Below are 17,272 nucleotides of genomic sequence, written 5' to 3'. Positions count from 1 at the left end.
GGTTCACCCCTTCCGTGGGCCTCCTTTCCCCTTTTTGTTCTTGCGAAGAGAAGGCTCATCCATGTCGTCCACGTCCGTGGATCACCCCGTCCTGCCCGCGCGGGAAGCGGCACCGTCCCGCCGTTCCAACCCCTGGCTGACCCTCTGCGCGGTCGCGTTCGGACTGTTCATGGTCCAGCTCGACGGCTCCGTCGTCGCCATCGCCAACCCGGCGATCGGGCAGGACCTCGATGCCAGTACGGCCCAACTGCAGTGGGTCACCAACGCCTATCTGCTCGCCCTCGCCGCCACCCTCATCCTCGGCGGCAAGCTCGGCGACCGGTTCGGGCGGCGTACCTACTACCTCGTCGGAGTCGCCGGGTTCACCCTCGCCTCGGTCGCCATCGGACTGTCCGGATCCATCACCGGCGTCATCGTCTTCCGCGCGCTCCAGGGCGTCTTCGGCGGACTGCTGATGCCCAACACCCTCGGTCTGCTGCGGGCGGTCTTCCCGCCCCGCAGGTTCGGCATGGCCGTGGGGATCTGGGCCATGGTCTCCGCCGTCTCCACCGCCCTCGGCCCGATCGTCGGCGGACTGCTCGTGGAGCGGGTGAACTGGGAGTCCGTCTTCTACATCAACGCCCCCATCGGCGTCGCTGCCTTCCTGTTCAGCGCGTTCGTGCTGCCGCAGAGCAGGAACTCCACCGGGCAGCACCGCTTCGACGTCCCCGGTGTCCTGCTGCTCGCGGCCGGCCTGCTCTGTGTGGTCTTCGGCGTCGTCAAGGGCGAGACGTGGGGCTGGACCTCGGCCGGCACCTGGGCGGCCGTACTCGCCGGAGTGCTCGTCCTGGTCCTCTTCGGCCGGCACGAGACCCGCGTGGAGCACCCGCTGCTGCCGATGCGGCTCTTCCGCAACCGGTCCCTGACCATCGGGGCGATCATCACCGCGCTCAACTTCTTCGTCATGCTCGGCGTGATCTTCTTCGTGATGCTCTACCTCCAGAACGTCCGCGGATTCACGCCCGTCGAAGCCGGTGTGCGCACCCTGCCGCTGAGCCTGGCCTCCCTGGTCGCCTCGCCGCTCGGCGCGGCCCTCACCCAGCGGCTCGGCGCCCGGTTCACCATGCCCCTCGGCATGCTCCTCCAGGCCGCCTCCTGCTTCGGCATGCTCACCTGGCAGACCGATTCCTCCTACGCCACGATGTGGCCGCCCTTCGTCGCACTCGGCCTCGGCGTCGGCATGGTGCTGTCCGCCTCCTCCGACGCCATCGTCGGCAACGCCCCCGTCCAGGACGGCGGAGTCGCGGGCGGCCTCCAGGCCACCACCCTCCAGATCGGCGGCGCCCTCGGGACGTCGGTGCTGGTGTCCCTGATCAGCGCGAAGGTCGGTGCCACGCTCACCGGCGAGCTGACGGCGGCGGGTGTGCCGGCCGCCCTTGCGGAGCGGCTCCAGGACTCCAAGGACGCGGTGGCGATGGGCATGTCGCCGGTCTCCACGGACATGCCGACGGGGGTCCGGGCGGCCGTGGTGGAGGGCAGCGGGCAGGCGTTCCTCAACGGCGTCCATTCCGCCGTGGTCCTGACCGGGGTGCTGTGTCTGGTGGGGGCGGCCGTGGCGGCGGCCGGGCTGCGGCGCTCCCGGTGATGTGAAGGGGGGGCACGGGCCGTGCGGGCGGGGGTCGGTCCGTGCGGGCCGTGTCCCCTTCGCACATCTGAGCCCCCGGCATACCGCGCCGCGCGCCGGAGCAGATACAGCAGGATGACCGACCACCAGTTTCTTCCGGAGCGCGCGTCCTGGCCCGCCCGCCGGGCGCTCGCGCAGTGGGCCCGCAACGTCACGGAGGCCCGTTGGTTCGCGCTCACCGTCCTCGCCCTGATCCTCGTCAACGCCGCCCTGCTGGGTATGGAGACGTACCGCGGACTCGCGGCGGAGTGGTCCCGGTGGCTCGGGCTCGCCGAGCACCTGTGCCTCGCGGCCTTCACGGTCGAGATCGCGCTGCGCGCCTGCGCCCACGCCGACCGCCCCCGCGCGTTCTTCCGCGATCCGTGGAACCTGTTCGACCTGGCCGTCGTGGGCTTCGCGTTCCTCCCGGTCGTCCGCGAGAACACCACCGTCCTGCGGCTGCTGCGCCTGGCCCGTGTCCTGCGCACCGCCCGGTTCCTGCCCCAACTGCGCATCGTGATGGTCGCGGTGGCCCGCAGCCTGCCCGGCACGGTCAGCTTCCTCCTCGTGGGCGCGTTGCTGCTCTACGTCTACGCCATGGTCGGCTGGCTCCTCTTCGGCCGGCACGACCCCGAGCAGTACGGCTCGATCGGCCGCGCGGTGCTCACCCTGTTCCTGCTGATGACCCTGGACGGCCTGGGCGAGGCGGTGCACGCCGGTCTGGAGGCCACGCCCTGGAGCGTCGTCTACTACGCGTCGTACGTCCTGATCACCTCGTTCGTGCTGGTCAACGTGCTCATCGGGGTGGTGATCAGCTCCCTGGAGGAGGCGCGGGAGCTGGAGCGGGAGCGGGGGCGGGAGCGGTCGGACGACACTCCGCCCGCCGACAAGGAGCTGCGGAAGCGGATCGCCGTGGCCCGCAGCGCCCTGGACGACCTGGAGGCAAGCCTTCCGGCGCAAAACGGCTCGACGCGTCGGCGGCCCTGTGCCTAGGGTGATCGTCGCGGCATCGCGTGCCGGTCACCGGCTGGGTGAGGCATGGAGGCGCCGCGGAGATGCCCACGGAGGCATTCACCTTGTCCGTCGAGTTCAATCACACCGTCATCGCCAGTCGCGACCGGGAGAAGTCCGCCCGGTTCCTCGCCGACATCTTCGGCCTCGAAGTCGGCGAACCGGCCGAGCCGTTCCTGCCCGTCGAGACCGCGAACGGCGTCACGCTGGACTTCGCCACCCTCGGCCCCGACGCCGACATCCCCATGCAGCACTACGCCTTCCTCGTCTCGGAGGAGGAGTTCGACCAGATCCTCGCCCGGCTGGTCGCGGCGCGCGTGCCCATCCAGGCCGATCCGCACGGCAGGCACCCGGGCCGGATCAACCGCAACGACGGCGGCCGGGGCGTGTACTTCCGGGATCCGTCCGGTCACGGCATGGAGGCCCTGACCCGGCCGTACGGCACCGATCCGGCCTCGGAGCTGAACGGCGTGACCGAAGAGGTACCCGGCGCGGCCGTGAACTGACCGTGCGGTGAAGGAGGCGGCAGATGACCGAGGAACCCCGCGAGGCGTCCGGAGTCTTCGACAGCGGGCAGTCCCGCGAGGGTGCCGAGGTCTGCGGCAGCGGGCAACCAGGCGAGGCGTCCGGAGTCCCCGACCACGGCCAACCCCGCGCAGTGCCCGGTGTCTTCGACGCGGACCGGTCCGCGGAGATCGTCGCCGCCTCCTTCGCCGGCGCCCCCGACGAGCGCCTGCGCGAGATCCTGACCTCCCTGGTCGGCCATGCCCACGCCTTCGTCAAGGAGGTGGGTCTGACCGCGGAGGAGTGGGCCGAGGGCATCCGCTTCCTGACCGAGACCGGCCGGAAGTGCGACGCCACCCGGCAGGAGTTCATCCTGCTCTCCGACGTCCTCGGGGTGTCGATGCTGGTCGAGTCCCTGAACAACCCGGCGGACGGGGAGTGCACCGAGGCCACCGTCGAGGGCCCCTTCCACCTGGTCGCGTCACCCGCGCGGGAACTCGGCGACAGCATCGGCGAGGGAGGTGAGCCGTGCCTGGTCACCGGCCGGGTCACGGACACCTCCGGAGCGCCGGTGGCCGGGGCGCGGGTGGACGTGTGGCAGGCCGACGCGGACGGGTTCTACGACGTGCAGCGGCCCGGCGAGGTGCCGGAGCGCAATCTGCGCGGGCTGTTCACGGCCGACGGTGACGGCCGGTTCTGGTTCCGTACCGTCGTGCCGCGGCACTACCCGATCCCCACCGACGGCCCGGTCGGCGCCCTGCTGAGGTCGACCGGCCGGCACGCCAACCGGGCCGCGCACATCCACGTCCAGGTGTCGGCGCCCGGCGTCCGGACCCTGACGACCCATCTGTTCGCCGACGACTCGCCCTACTTGGACTCCGACGCGGTCTTCGGCGTGAAGGCGAGCCTGATCCGGACCTTCGCCCGGGTCGACGATCCGCGGCGCGCCGCCGAGCACGGGCTGCCGAACCCGTTCCGGCACGTCGACTTCCCGGTCACCGTTCGACGCGGTATGTAGTGTTCATGCCGAGTCTATCTCGCCGTAAGTGACGAACGCTCACCCTTCACACACGCCGGAAAGGCTGCCAGACGCATCCGATCAAGAGACGAAGGAGCGCGTCCGTGCCCGAGCCCCGTAGATCGCACGTCTTCCTGATGACGGCCACCCTGGTGGCACTCGCCGTGACGCTGCCCGCCCAGGCGCAGGCATCGTCCGAACTGCCCGGGATCACCCCCAGGTCCGAGACGGCGGCACTCTACGACGACGAGGCGGGCGGCAACTCCGACGCGGACGACCCGGCGATCTGGCGCAACGCCGCCGAGCCGGGCCGCAGCCTGGTCGTCGCCACCGCGAAGGAGGGCGGACTGCGGGTCTACGACCTCGACGCGCGCCAGGTCCAGTCCGTGCCCGCGCCGGCCGGACCGACCCCCGAGGACGCCCCCGGCCGCTTCAACAACGTCGACCTGGTGCACGGCCTGAAGCTGTCCACCGGCCGCGCCGACCTCGCCGTCACCAGCGACCGCGGCAACGACCGGCTGCGCTTCTACCGCATCGACCGCGACCGCGCCGGCGGCCCGCTCACCGACGTCACCGACCCCGCCGCACCGCCGGTGTTCTCCGCCGACCAGGAGGAGATCAACGACCAGCGCACCGCCTACGGCCTGGCCACCTGGACCGACCGCGCTACGGGCCGCTCCTACGCCCTGGTCAGCCGGCGCGAGACGACGAGCGTCGCGCTCCTGGAGCTGCTCCCCACCCGCTCCGGCACGGTCGGCTACCGCAAGCTCCGCACCATCGACCTGCCCTCCGCCTTCCGGCTGCCCGACGGCACCTCGTGGACGCCGTGCCTGGAGCCCGGCGAACTGCCCCAGGTGGAGGGCATGGTGGTCGACCCCGCCAACGGCACGCCCTACGCCGGTCAGGAGGACGTCGGCATCTGGCGGCTGCGCGCCGACCTCACCGGCACGCCCACTCTCATCGACAAGGTCCGCGAGTACGGCGTCCCCGGCACCTACGACGAGGCCACCGAGGAGTGCACGCCGGGCGCCGACCCCGGCTTCGGCGGCACCCGTGTCTCCGCCGACGTCGAGGGCCTGACCCTGCTGCCCGAGTCCGACGGCGACGGCTATCTCCTCGCCTCCAGCCAGGGCGACAACACCTTCGCCGCCTACGACCGCGAGGTCGAGGACGACAACGAGTACGAGGGCGGCTTCCGCGTCACGGCCGCCTCCGCCACCCTCGACGGCTCCGAGGAGTGCGACGGCGCCGCGGTCCTCAACGCGCCCCTGGGCCGCCGCTACCCGAACGGCCTCCTGGTCGTCCAGGACGGCGACGAGACCCCGCAGAACGACGACCGGCCCGCGACGGGCTTCAAGTTCGTCGACCTCGCGGACGTCATGGACGCCCTGGACGACTGACCTCACGGGGCGCTCGGGACCGCCTTGCCGCGGGGACCCCGAGCGCCCCTGGGCCAGGCCGGGGGCGGACAGGGGTCGTAGGGGCTTCTGCCGCGTCGGGCGGGGCTCGTAGATTGGGGTGTCCGTGGACGGTTCGTCCCGGCGCACCCGATCGCTGGAGGTACGGCCCGTCATGTCGGCAGCATCCGGTCAGTACGACACCTGGTTCCGCCGGTACGAGCCTGCCCGGCCCGGCGCCGTCAAGCTTCTCGCGCTGCCGCACGCCGGCGGTTCCGCCCCCTACTTCCTGCCGCTGGCCCGCGCGCTCGCGCCGGAGCTGGACGTGCTCTGCGTCCAGTACCCGGGGCGGCTCGACCGGCACCGGGAGCCCGCCCGTACGGATCTGCGGGAGCTGGCGGACCAGGTGTACAAGGCACTGGTCTCCGAGCCGGCCGGTCCCGTGGTGCTCTTCGGGCACAGCATGGGCGCCGTGCTCGCCTACGAGATCGCCCGTCGGCTCGAGGAGTCCGGCGGGGGCGAGCTGCTGGGCCTCATCGCCTCCGGGCGGCGCGCCCCGCACCGGTTCCGCGAGGAGACCGTCCACCTCCGGGACGACGACGGCATCATCGCCGAGATCCGCGAGCTGAGCGGCACCGAGCCGGGCATCCTCGACGACGAGGAACTGGTGCGCATGGTGCTGCCCGCGCTGCGCGCCGACTACCGGGCCGTGGAGACCTACCGGGTCACGCCCGGCGAGGCCCCGCTGAGCGCGCCCGTGACCGTGCTGACCGGCGAGAGCGACTCCCGGGTGCCCCTGGCCGACGCCCGCGCCTGGGAGGAGCTGACGACCGGAACCTTCCGCTTCCGGTCCTTCCCCGGCGGCCACTTCTATCTCAACGGCCGCCCGGCGGAGGTGACGGAGGTGATCCGGGAGAACATCGACGCCTTCCGCTCCGCCACGCCCGCGTCACCCTGAGCGGCGGCGCTCAGTCGCCGAGTGCGCCCACGGCGGCCAGCCGGGTGGCGAGATCGGTGCGCTGCTTGACGTCCAACTTCCGGTAGACCCGGGTCAGATGCTGTTCGACGGTGCTCACCGTGATGAACAGCTTGCTGGAGATCTGCCGGTTGGTGTGCCCCTGCGCGGCCAGCGCGGCGACCCTGGTCTCGGCCTCGCTCAACCCGCCCAGCGGCTCGGCGCGTTCCGCGCGGGCGGAGCGCTGTTCACCCTCCGGTTCCCCTTGTCCTGCCCGTCCTGCCCGTCCTGCCTGTCCTGCCTGTCCTGCCTGTCCTGCTTGTTCTGCCCGACCTTCCCGGCTCTCCCGCCCTTGCGGCCGTGGCTCGTCCAGGCAGCGTGCCTGTACGGCGGGTAGGCGGGAGTGCGTGCGCGGCGCCGTCTCGGGGGAGCTCCCGGGCCTGGTGGGGCGGCCCAGTAAGACGGCCTTGTCGGCCAGGGCGCGGTCCAGTTCGCGGCGGTCGCCGCTGATCTCCAGGAGTTTCACCGCCCGGGCCAGCAACTGGCGGGCCTGCTCCGCCGGGACCAGGCCGGCGAGCAGCCGTAGCGCGGATCCCCGGGTGCGGTCGTCCACCGTACGGGCGGCGTCGAGCTGTTCCTCCAGCAGGCGTAAGGCCTCCGGTTTGCGTCCGAGGGCCAGTTGCACGCGGGCCAGGTCCAGCCGCCACGGCACCAGGGTGGAGACGTCCATGCGCCAGGCCGCCATCTCCCGGTGGATCCAGCGCAGATCGTCGGCGGCCGCCCGGCGCCACCCGATGGCGAGCTGGTAGCGGGCCCGCGCCGCCAGATAGTGCAGTCCGAACGGGGTGCGGAAGGACTCCGCCGGGACGGGCTGGGCGAGCCAGCGGTCCGCGTCCTCGAACCGCCCCGCCTCCGTGGCCGCGGCCACCAGCGTGCCGAGCGGCGCCGCCACCGCGACCGCCCACGCCTGCGGGGTGATCACGGACAGCGCGGCCCGCCCCTGCTCCTCGGCCTCCTGCGGCGCGCCCAGCCGGAGCGCCGCCTCGGCCCGGATCGCGTGCAGCACCGCCTGCCAGCTCGGCACGTTCCCCACCGATGGCCGCGCCAGAAGTGCCCTCGTCCAGTCGCGGACCGGCCCCGGCCGCCCGGTGCAGAGCATCGCCACGAGCAGGGCCGCCAGCAGTCCGAGCGCGCCGTCGTCGTCGAGATAGCGCTGGATCATCAGCTCGGCGTCGGCCGAGGGGTCCGCCGTCCTGCGCTCCGGGGCGATCGAGTCGGCGAGCAGGGTCAGCGCGTCCAGATAGCGGCCGGTGACGGAGGTGGCGATGCCGGAGTCGGTGATGGACCGGGCCTTGGCCTGTGCCCCCGGGTAGTGGTCGGGCCGGACGAGCGAGATCAGCAGCCGTGCGGCGGCGAGCCGGGCGCGGGTCTCGGGGGAGGGGTCGGGCAGCCCGGCGACGGCGGTGACGATCGAGCAGGCGGCGTCGCCGCGGCCCTGCCACAGCAGCGCGGGCACGCCGGTGAGCGCGTTCGGCGGGTAGCCGTCCGCCCCCTCGGCCGCGGTGAGCGTGCTCAGATCGGTGGCGGCGGACAGCGGGTTGAGCTGCCAGCGGGAGCGCAGCAGCAGGCTGTCGTACGCCGTCCACAGCGGGCCGGCCGAGGGCTGACGCCGGGTCAGGCGCAGGCAGGCGCAGGTGAGATCGGGGCGGCCGGAGGCCAGCGCCTGGGCCGCTGCCCGGTACAGGGCGGGCTCCGTCCAGTCCGGCTCCGCCCAGTCGGCGCCGATGAGATGACGGGCGATCGCCTCCGGCTCGGCGCCGAACTCGTGCAGTACCTCGGCCGCCATCCGGTGCAGTCGGCGCCGCTCCTCGGCGGGCAGTCCGGCCAGGACGGCGGCCACGAGCGGCGGCCTGATCCGGTCGCCGTCCACCAGTCCGGACTGGCCCAGCAACTGGAGTGCCTGGGCGGTCAGATCGGGGGTGAGGGCGACCAGCCGGGCCAGGACCGGCAGCGGCGTGGGGCGGCCGAGCACGGCGAGGGTCTGCGCGGTGGCGCGTACCTCGGGCTCGTGCCGGTACAGCGAGCGCAGCACGGCCTCGGCCAGCGGTCCGTCGCCGCCCGCCGCGGGGGTGGCCTCGGCCGTGCCGGCCGCGTCCGGGTCCTCCAGCAGGGCGCTCATCAGCAGCGGGCTTCCGCCGGTCAGGGCGGGCGCGCGGCGGGCGAGCCGGGCCCGGGCCGAGGGGACGGGGTGGGCCCCGGCGAGCCGGCCCAGCGCCTCGTCGGTGAGCGGGGTCAGCTCGATCCGGGAGAAGGAGGGCCGGCTCATCAGCTCCGCCCGGAAGTGCGGATGCGGGGCGCGCAGCGTCGAGGACTCGGTGAGCACGACCATGATCCGCTTGTGCCGCAGCCTGCGGACGGCGTACAGCAGGCACTGCAGGGACGCCTGGTCGGCGTGGTGCACGTCGTCGACGGTGAGCACGAGGGGTGCCGGGCGGGCCAGATCGAGCAGCGAGGCGAGCACACCGTGCACGGTGGTGGGCAGCGGCTGTTCGGCGGCCTCCGGGGGAGCGGCCGGCGGGGTGGTCAGCTCCGCGAGGTCGTCAGCGGTCAGCGGCGGGGGCGCGGTGCGGGCGAGATGCCGTACGGCGGTGGCGACCCGGCGCATCGAGGCGCGCCCGAGTCCGGAGCTGTCGATGAGCTGGTCCATGACGGCGAACTGGAGGTTGCGCTCGGCGGGAGAGCCGACGGCGCGGAGTACACGGGCCGAGCGCGCGGTCACCGAGGCGGCGAAGGCCTCCAGCAACGCGGTCTTGCCGCTGCCGACGCCGCCGGTGATCAGACAGACCTGTCCGTCGTGCTGGTCGTCGCAGTCGTCGAATGCCGCGCGGAGCTGATCGAGTTGTGATTCCCGCTGTATCAGTAGCACTCGACTCGGTCCTCCCTGAACGCGATGTCATGGAATCAACCGGCGCTGTCCAACTGCATGGTGTCGTGGCTCCCCGGGTGGCTGAACGGTAGTCCTCGCGTGGTGGAGTCCGGGTCGAGTGGGGCGGGGCCTCGCCTGCCGCCCGAGCCGACAGCTTACGTCAGATACAGGACCGAATTCTTGCCGCATCTTTGCCGACCGATGGCTTCTCAAGCCATTCCGAGGCCTTTTGTGCTACCGGTAGGACACATTCCGGAATCGTCGAGCGAACCACCCACCCCTGTTGCCCCGTATAGGGGTTGACGCCCCACACACCGGAGGCGGTGGGTTAGGGGTTGGTCGGCCGGGCCCCGGCTCCCTACATTTCGAAACCTGGTCCGGGTGCCGGCGAAAGGGAAACCCAGTGTCGACGAAGCCCACCCACGGTGCCGTGATCGGCGGCGGACTCGCCGGGATGCTCACGGCGCGGGCCCTGCGCAGACACCTCGACCGGGTCACCGTCATCGACCGCGACGACCTCCCGCCCGGCCCGGAACCGCGCAAGGGCGTCCCCCAGGCCCGGCACGCCCATCTGCTGTGGTCGGGCGGCGCCCGGATCGTCGAGTCACTGCTGCCCGGCACCGTCGAACGGCTGCGCGCCGCGGGCGCCCACCGCATCGGCGTCCAGTCCGACATGGTCAACATGTCCCCGTACGGCTGGCAACAGCGCTTCCCCGAGACGCAGTTCCTCCTCGCGGCCGGCCGGTCCCTGCTCGACTGGACCGTCCGGGACCAGGTCCTGTCCGACGAGGCCATCACCGTACGCACCCGCACCGAAGTCCACGAACTGCGCGGCACCAGCGGCCACTTGGACGGCATCACCGTCCGCGACCTCGACAGCGGCGACCTCACGACACTGCACGCCGAGATCGTCGTGGACGCGAGCGGGCGCGGCTCCCGGATGCGCCAGTGGCTCGCCCCGCTCGGCGTACCCGAACCGGAGGAGGACGTCGTCGACTCCGGGATCACCTACTCCACCCGGATCTACCGCGCGCCCGAGCGGGCCGCCGCCCGGTTCCCCATGGTCAGCGTGTACGCCGACCACCGCGCCGGAGAGCCGGGCCGCAGCGGGCTGATCCTGCCCATCGAGGACGGGCAGTGGATCGTCACCCTCTCCGGCACCCGGGGCGCCGAACCCCCCACCGACGAGGCGGGGTTCACGGCCTTCGCCGAGGGCCTGCGGCACCCGCTGGTGGGCCAGGTCCTCGCCACCGCCGAACCGGCGGGCCCCGTCCGCGGCTCCCGCAGCACCGCCAACCGCCGTATCCACTACGACCGGCTGGAGCGCTGGCCGGACAACCTGGTGGTGCTCGGCGACGCCTTCGCCGCCTTCAACCCCGTCTACGGCCACGGCATGAGCTCCGCCGCCCGGGCGGTCGCCGTCCTCGACCGCACCCTGCGCCGCCACCGGGGCAAGCCCGACCTCGCGGCCACGGTGATGCGTGCCGTCGCCACGGCCGTCGACGACCCCTGGATCCTCGCCGCCTCGCAGGACGTCTTCTACCCCGGCTGCCGGGTCGAGGCCAAGGACCCGCGGCTGTCCGAGGAACTCCACAGCCGCCAGGACTTCTCCGAACGCGTCGGCACGGTCGGCCTGTCCGACCCGGTGGTCAGCGCCGCCTCCGCGGGCGTCACCACCCTCGCCGCCCCGGTCACCAGCCTCCAGTCACCCGCGGTCCTCAACGCGCTGCGCACGGGCCCCGCACAGCCGCCGCTCACCGAACCCCCGCTCACCGCCGGGGAATGGGCACTGCTGAACTGACCCGGGGCGGCCGGAGGCGGCCGGCGGTCAGGGGACCGGTGTGAGATCCGAGTGGCCCGCGATGATCCGGGCCTCGGAGATCAGACCGGACTCGTCCACCCGCATCAGACTCACCAGCCGGAAGGCCACCCGTCCCCCGTCGGTGGCGTCCGGCACGGCCATCGTCCCGGAGACCGCCACCGTGACACTGTTCCCGTCCAGGGCCGCCGTCAGCGTGCCCGGGATCTCCTCGATGCCCGCGGCGAGGGCCGCCCCCAGATGTCGGCGCAGCGCCTCCCGGCCCACCAGCGCCTCCGTGCCCACCGGGTCCTGGAACCGCGCGTCGGGCGTGAACAGGGCGAGGACACCGTCCAGATCGCCGACGTTCATCAGCCGGCAGTATTCCAGCACGACCGCTTTGCGCTTCGCCTCGTCCATGGCCCCCGCGCACCTTCCTCGAGTATCTCTCGGCCGACCGTGGAAAACCGGTCGGAAATCCATGGAATCAGTTCAGTAAACGGACGTCGGAGCTGCCCCAGAAAGCGCGCATCTCCTCGATCAGTCCGCTCGCGCCGACTTCGACGACCAGCATGCAGGTGAACTCCAGACGCGCCTTTTCCGGCTCCCGCGGAGCGTCGAGAATTCCACGACGCACCAGCAGCGGACCGTTCGGCAGGAAATTCATCGTGGAGACCACGGGAACGGCCGCGTGCCGTCCGTCGGGCGCCGCCACGGGCTCCCCGTAGGCGTCATGGACCCCCGCGGCCACCGCGCCCGCGATATGCGAACGCAGCGCCCCGTGGCCGACCCGCGGACCGGAACCCACCGGGTCTTCAAAGCGTACGGCCGGGGAATACAGGGCCAACAGGCCCTCGACATCACCCGCGTTGATGCGCTCGCAGTGCGCCACCGCCAGAGCCTTGCGCGTCGCTTCGTCGGGCACGGCCCTCGTCTCCCCTCGACGGCACACGGATCTGGAGAAGTGTCACAGCCACCCCCGGAGAGGCGATACCCCTACCCGGCCCCCACCCCTACGCGCGGCGCCCGTAAAACCCCAGCGGCAAATCCACATCAGGGGTTGGGCCGCCCCCTCGGGGTTCTTAGGGTTGGTTGCATCCTGGCCGGAGCACGGGGTGACGAAAACACGGACCACAGACCGCCATCGGCGACGCGGCGAGGCGGGGAAAACGCGGAATCCTCGCCGCCCGGACACCTCACCTCACTCCCCGGTCCGAACCGGTACTCGGTTCCGCTTCTCGGGATCCGAGCGTCAATGGGAGAACTGGTGGCGAATACGGGAAGCTCGGTCGGACGTACGGACTCCGCGGACGCGCGGTCGGCACACACGGCACCCCCCGAGCAGATCGCCGTGATCGGACTCGCCTGCCGACTGCCCGGTGCCCCGGACCCGACGGCCTTCTGGAAACTGCTGCGCGAGGGTCGCGAGGCGGTGACCACCACCCCGCCCGAACGCTGGGACGCCGACGCCCACTTCGACGCCGACACCACCGCCCGGGGAAAGATCAACACCCGGCGGGGCGGCTACCTCGAGCAGGTCGACCGTTTCGACGCCGCCTTCTTCGGCATCTCCCCCCGCGAAGCCGGCGCCATGGACCCCCAGCAACGCCTGATGCTGGAACTCGGCTGGGAGAGCCTGGAGGACGCCGGGATCCTCCCGGACACCCTCGGCGACCACACCACCGGCGTCTTCGTCGGCGCCATCTGGGACGACTACGCCTCCCTGCTGCACCGCCAGGGCGCCACGGCGATCGGCGCGCACAGCGTCACCGGCCTGCACCGCAGCATCATCGCCAACCGCCTCTCCTACACACTCCGGCTCAGCGGCCCGAGCATGACCGTCGACACCGGCCAGTCCTCCTCGCTCGTCGCCGTCCACCTCGCCTGCGAGAGCCTGCGCACCGGTGAGAGCGAGATCGCCCTCGCCGGCGGCGTCAACCTCAACCTGGTCCCCGAAAGCACCATCAGCGCCGCCAAGTTCGGCGCCCTCTCACCCGACGGCCGCTGCTACACCTTCGACGCCCGCGCCAACGGCTACGTCCGCGGCGAGGGCGCAGGACTCGTCGTCCTCAAGCCGCTCTCCCGCGCGCTCGCCGACGGCGACCACGTCCACTGCGTCATCGCGGGCAGCGCCACCGGAAACGACGGCGGCGGCGAGGGCCTGACCGTCCCCACCCCCGAGGGCCAGCGCCGCGTCCTCGCCCAGGCCCACCGGCGCGCCGGGATCGACCCCGCCCGCCTGCAGTACGTGGAACTGCACGGCACCGGCACCCGGCGCGGCGACCCCGTCGAGGCCACCGCGCTGGGCGCAGCGGCGGGATCGGCCGCCCGCGCCGCCGGGCACGTGGTCGCCGTCGGCTCCGTCAAGACCAACATCGGGCACCTGGAGGGCGCGGCGGGCATCGCCGGGCTGCTGAAGACGGTCCTGGCCCTGCGCCACCGGCAGCTGCCGCCCAGCCTCAACTTCGAGCAGCCGCACCCCGACATCCCCCTGGACGAGCTGGGACTGCGGGTCCACACGGCGCTCAGCGACTGGCCGCGCCCCGACGAACGACTCCTCGCCGGGGTCAGCTCCTTCGGCATGGGCGGCACGAACTGCCATGTGGTGCTGGCGGAGGCCCCGGAGGCCGTCCTCGCCGGGGCGGACTCGGCTGTGGGGGACGCTGATGCCGTAGCGGAGGACGCCGGTGCCGTCCTGGCCGGGGCGGACTCGGGCGCAGGGGACGCTGATGCCGTAGCGGAGGACGCCCATGCCGTGCCGCGCGGCTGGCCGCTGTCCGCCCGTACCGCGACCGCCCTGCGCGCCCAGGCCCGCAAGCTGTGCGAACACCTCGACGCGTACGCCGAACAGACGGCCGCGGACCTGGGCCACTCCCTGGCCACCACTCGGACGTCCTTCGCCCACCGTGCCGTCGTCCTCGCCGCCGACCGTGAGCGCGGGGCCAAGGCGCTCGCCGCTCTGGCGGCCGGGCGGTCCTCACCGGATGTCGTACGCGGAACCATCACCGACGGCGGCACAGCTGTCCTCTTCTCCGGACAGGGCAGCCAACGCCTCGGCATGGGCCGGGAGTTGCACGCCATTCAGCCCGCCTTCGCCCGCGCCCTGGACGCCGTCTGCGACCACCTCGACCCCGAGGTCCGCGAACTGCTCCTGACCGCCGAACCGACACCCTCCAACGCGGCCCGCCTGGACCGCACCGCCGTCACACAACCCGCCCTGTTCGCCGTCGAGGTCGCCCTGTACCGCCTCGCCGAATCCCTCGGCGTCGTCGCCGGGCACCTCCTCGGCCACTCCGTGGGCGAACTGGCCGCCGCCCACGTCGCCGGAGTCCTCTCCCTCGCCGACGCCTGCGCCCTCGTCACCGCGCGCGGCCGGCTGATGCAGGCCCAGCCCGAGGGCGGGGCGATGGCCGCCCTGGAGGCCTCGGAGGACGAGGTCACCGCCGAACTCGCGGCAGTCGAGGGGCATATCACCGTCGCTGCCGTCAACGGCCCCGGCTCCTGTGTCGTGTCCGGCGACGCCGAGGCCGTCACCGCCTACGCCGCCACCTGGGCCGGACGCGGCCGTAGAACCCATACTCTCCGGGTCAGCCACGCTTTCCACTCCGCCCACATGGACGGCATGCTGGACGAGTTCAGGGCCGTCGCACGGGGACTCACCTTCCACCCGCCCACGATCCCCGTCGTCTCCAACCTGACCGGCCGCCCGGCCCCCGCCGAGGAACTGTGCGACCCCGAGTACTGGGTACGGCACGTCCGCCAGGCCGTGCGCTTCGCCGACGGCGTCGACTGGCTGCTGGACCAGGGCGTCACCACCTTCCTGGAACTCGGCCCCGACGGCGCCCTCGCTGCTCTGGCCCGCGAATGCCTCGCCGCCCGCCCCGACGACGCCCGCCCCACCGACGTCGCCTTCCTCACGGCGCTGCGCCGCGACCGCGCCGAGACACAGACCCTGCTGACCGCCGTGGCGGGACTGCACGTCCGGGGCGCCGCCCCCGCCCTGCCCGCCTTCGCCGCGGGACCCGCCGCACGCCGGGTCCCGTTGCCGACGTACGCCTTCCAGCGCAAGCGGTACTGGCTGAGCGGTGCCACCGAGCCACCCGTCGCGCCCGGCGAGCGGAACGCGGAGGACATCCCAGCCGCTGCGGACGAGGCAGCGACGGATGACGGGGCTGCGGCCGATGACGGGCCTGCTGTCCTGGACGGGGCAGTGGCCGATGACGAGCCCGCTGTCCTGGACGGTGCCGCCGCCGACTGGCGGGAGCGCCTCTCCGGTCTCACCGGCACCGCCGAGCAGACCCGGGCCGTCCTCGACCGGATCCGAGAGCACATCGCGATCGTCCTCGGCCACACGGACGACGACCCCGACGCCCTCGATGTCACCTGGTCGTTCAAGGACCTGGGCTTCGACTCCCTGTCCTCGGTCGAACTCCGCGACCAACTCGCCGCCGCGACCGGCCTGCGCCTGCCAGCCGGCCTCCTCTACGACTACCCCACCCCCACCGTCCTCGCCGACCGTCTCCGCGCCGAACTCCTCGGCGACACGACCGAGTCCCGCACGACGCGCACCACCACCCTCCACACCGGCGAACCGATCGCCATCGTCGGCATGGCCTGCCGCTACCCCGGCGGCGTGGCCTCCCCGGAAGACCTGTGGCGGATCGTCCGCGAGGGCCTCGACGTCGTCTCACCCTTCCCTGACGACCGCGGCTGGGACCTCGACGCCCTCTACCACTCCGACCCCGCCCACCACGGCACCAGCTACGTCCGCGAAGGCGGCTTCCTGCACGACGCCGCCGCGTTCGACGCCGAGTTCTTCGGCATCTCCCCGCGCGAGGCGCTGGCCATGGATCCGCAGCAACGACTGCTGCTGGAGACCAGCTGGGAGGCGATCGAACGGGCCGGCATCGCCCCCGGCTCCCTGCGCTCCAGCCTGACCGGTGTGTTCGCCGGGGCGATGTCCCAGGACTACGGCGACCGGCTGCACGAGGCCACCGAACCCGTCGAGGGCTTCACCCTCACCGGCAACGCGGCGAGCGTCGTCTCCGGTCGGCTGTCGTACACCTTCGGCCTGGAGGGCCCGGCGGTCACGGTCGACACGGCCTGCTCGTCGTCGCTGGTCGCCCTGCATCTGGCGGTGCAGTCGCTGCGCAACGGTGAATGCGACCTCGCCCTGGCGGGCGGGGTCACCGTCATGCCCACCCCGGGCATGTTCGTGGAGTTCAGCCGCCAGCGGGGGTTGGCTGCGGATGGTCGGTGCAAGCCGTTCGCCTCGGCGGCGGACGGAACGGGGTGGGCCGAGGGTGTCGGCGTCCTGGTCGTGGAGCGGTTGTCCGACGCCCGGCGCAACGGTCACCAGGTGCTCGCGGTCGTACGCGGGTCGGCGATCAACCAGGACGGGGCCTCCAACGGCCTTGCCGCGCCGAACGGCCCCTCCCAGCAGCGGGTGATCCGTGCTGCGTTGGCGAACGCGGGGGTCGCTGCCTCCGAGGTGGACGCGGTGGAGGCGCACGGCACGGGCACGACGCTGGGTGACCCGATCGAGGCGCAGGCGCTGGTGGCGACGTACGGCCAAGGGCGTGACGCGGAACGGCCGTTGTGGCTGGGCTCGGTGAAGTCGAACATCGGGCACACCCAGGCCGCGGCCGGTGTCGCGGGTGTCATCAAGATAGTGATGGCGATGCGGGCGGGGGTGCTGCCGCGCACCCTCCACGTCGATGAGCCGACTCCCCACGTCGACTGGACCGCCGGGGACGTCCGGCTCCTCACGGGGGAGCGGGAGTGGGGCGAGGGCGGCGATCGGCTGCGCAGGGCCGCTGTTTCGTCCTTCGGGATCTCCGGGACGAACGCGCACGTGGTTCTGGAGGAGGCGCCGCCCGAGACGGAGTCGGGGCCTGTGGTGGTCTCCGGTTCCGGGGGCTTGTCCGGGTCGCCGGTGGTGCCGTGGTTGGTGTCGGGGCGTACGGCTGGGGCCTTGGCCGCGCAGGCGGGGCGGCTGGCGGAGGCCGCTGGTGATCCGGC

11 protein-coding genes are annotated in these 17,272 nt (G+C 72.7%); 8 read left to right on the top strand and 3 right to left on the bottom strand.

Annotated elements, in window-relative coordinates:
- Positions 1 to 61: 61 nt before the first annotated feature.
- The 6 genes from AC068Z_RS35700 (at position 62) to AC068Z_RS35675 (ending at position 6,530) form a co-directional block, all read left to right on the top strand.
- Positions 62 to 1,624: an MFS transporter gene (locus AC068Z_RS35700; RefSeq protein WP_478565515.1), complete on the top strand. Its 1,563-nt coding sequence runs from the start codon at positions 62 to 64 to the stop codon at positions 1,622 to 1,624.
- 114 nt (positions 1,625 to 1,738) lie between these two features.
- On the top strand, positions 1,739 to 2,635 hold the full coding sequence (locus tag AC068Z_RS35695) for an ion transporter (protein WP_478565512.1): 897 nt from the start codon (positions 1,739 to 1,741) through the stop codon (positions 2,633 to 2,635).
- Between the two features lie 83 nt (positions 2,636 to 2,718).
- Positions 2,719 to 3,159 (top strand): VOC family protein, encoded by a 441-nt coding sequence (locus AC068Z_RS35690; RefSeq protein ID WP_478565939.1) that lies wholly within the window; start codon positions 2,719 to 2,721, stop codon positions 3,157 to 3,159.
- 23 nt (positions 3,160 to 3,182) lie between these two features.
- Complete coding sequence (locus AC068Z_RS35685; RefSeq protein WP_478565509.1) at positions 3,183 to 4,175, top strand: dioxygenase family protein; 993 nt, start codon at positions 3,183 to 3,185, stop codon at positions 4,173 to 4,175.
- A gap of 137 nt (positions 4,176 to 4,312) precedes the next feature.
- Positions 4,313 to 5,575 (top strand): phytase, encoded by a 1,263-nt coding sequence (locus AC068Z_RS35680; protein WP_478565936.1) that lies wholly within the window; start codon positions 4,313 to 4,315, stop codon positions 5,573 to 5,575.
- 172 nt (positions 5,576 to 5,747) lie between these two features.
- Positions 5,748 to 6,530, top strand: coding sequence for a thioesterase II family protein (locus AC068Z_RS35675; RefSeq protein ID WP_478565507.1), 783 nt, complete (start codon positions 5,748 to 5,750; stop codon positions 6,528 to 6,530).
- 10 nt (positions 6,531 to 6,540) lie between these two features.
- Here AC068Z_RS35675 and AC068Z_RS35670 read toward each other — a convergent pair whose 3' ends face one another.
- Entirely contained in the window at positions 6,541 to 9,453 is a 2,913-nt protein-coding gene (locus AC068Z_RS35670; RefSeq protein ID WP_478565504.1) for a helix-turn-helix transcriptional regulator, read from the bottom strand.
- Between the two features lie 403 nt (positions 9,454 to 9,856).
- Between AC068Z_RS35670 and AC068Z_RS35665 the strand changes: the two genes are divergently transcribed.
- Positions 9,857 to 11,254, top strand: coding sequence for an FAD-dependent oxidoreductase (locus tag AC068Z_RS35665; protein ID WP_478565501.1), 1,398 nt, complete (start codon positions 9,857 to 9,859; stop codon positions 11,252 to 11,254).
- Between the two features lie 27 nt (positions 11,255 to 11,281).
- Here the strand turns inward: AC068Z_RS35665 and AC068Z_RS35660 are convergent, their stop codons facing one another.
- The gene (locus AC068Z_RS35660; RefSeq protein ID WP_478565498.1) at positions 11,282 to 11,671 is read right to left on the bottom strand and encodes a nuclear transport factor 2 family protein; all 390 of its coding nucleotides are present in this window, start codon (positions 11,669 to 11,671) and stop codon (positions 11,282 to 11,284) included.
- 67 nt (positions 11,672 to 11,738) lie between these two features.
- Complete coding sequence (locus tag AC068Z_RS35655; RefSeq protein ID WP_478565496.1) at positions 11,739 to 12,176, bottom strand: nuclear transport factor 2 family protein; 438 nt, start codon at positions 12,174 to 12,176, stop codon at positions 11,739 to 11,741.
- 330 nt (positions 12,177 to 12,506) lie between these two features.
- Here AC068Z_RS35655 and AC068Z_RS35650 point away from each other — a divergent pair.
- The coding region (locus tag AC068Z_RS35650) for a beta-ketoacyl synthase N-terminal-like domain-containing protein (protein WP_478565493.1) at positions 12,507 to 17,272 on the top strand (4,766 nt) is incomplete at its 3' end.

The organism is Streptomyces sp. NPDC043726, from assembly GCF_056436565.1.
The sequence above is the reverse complement of the archived record's forward strand: the minus strand, read 5'-3'. Positions and strand labels throughout refer to the sequence as shown.

Coding starts and splice junctions, on each gene's coding strand:
- AC068Z_RS35695 (WP_478565512.1), top strand. CDS start 1,739: ATGACCGACCACCAGTTTCTTCCGGAGCGCGCGTCCTGGCCCGCCCGC.
- AC068Z_RS35685 (WP_478565509.1), top strand. CDS start 3,183: ATGACCGAGGAACCCCGCGAGGCGTCCGGAGTCTTCGACAGCGGGCAG.
- AC068Z_RS35700 (WP_478565515.1), top strand. CDS start 62: ATGTCGTCCACGTCCGTGGATCACCCCGTCCTGCCCGCGCGGGAAGCG.
- AC068Z_RS35660 (WP_478565498.1), bottom strand. CDS start 11,671: ATGGACGAGGCGAAGCGCAAAGCGGTCGTGCTGGAATACTGCCGGCTG.
- AC068Z_RS35675 (WP_478565507.1), top strand. CDS start 5,748: ATGTCGGCAGCATCCGGTCAGTACGACACCTGGTTCCGCCGGTACGAG.
- AC068Z_RS35680 (WP_478565936.1), top strand. CDS start 4,313: ATGACGGCCACCCTGGTGGCACTCGCCGTGACGCTGCCCGCCCAGGCG.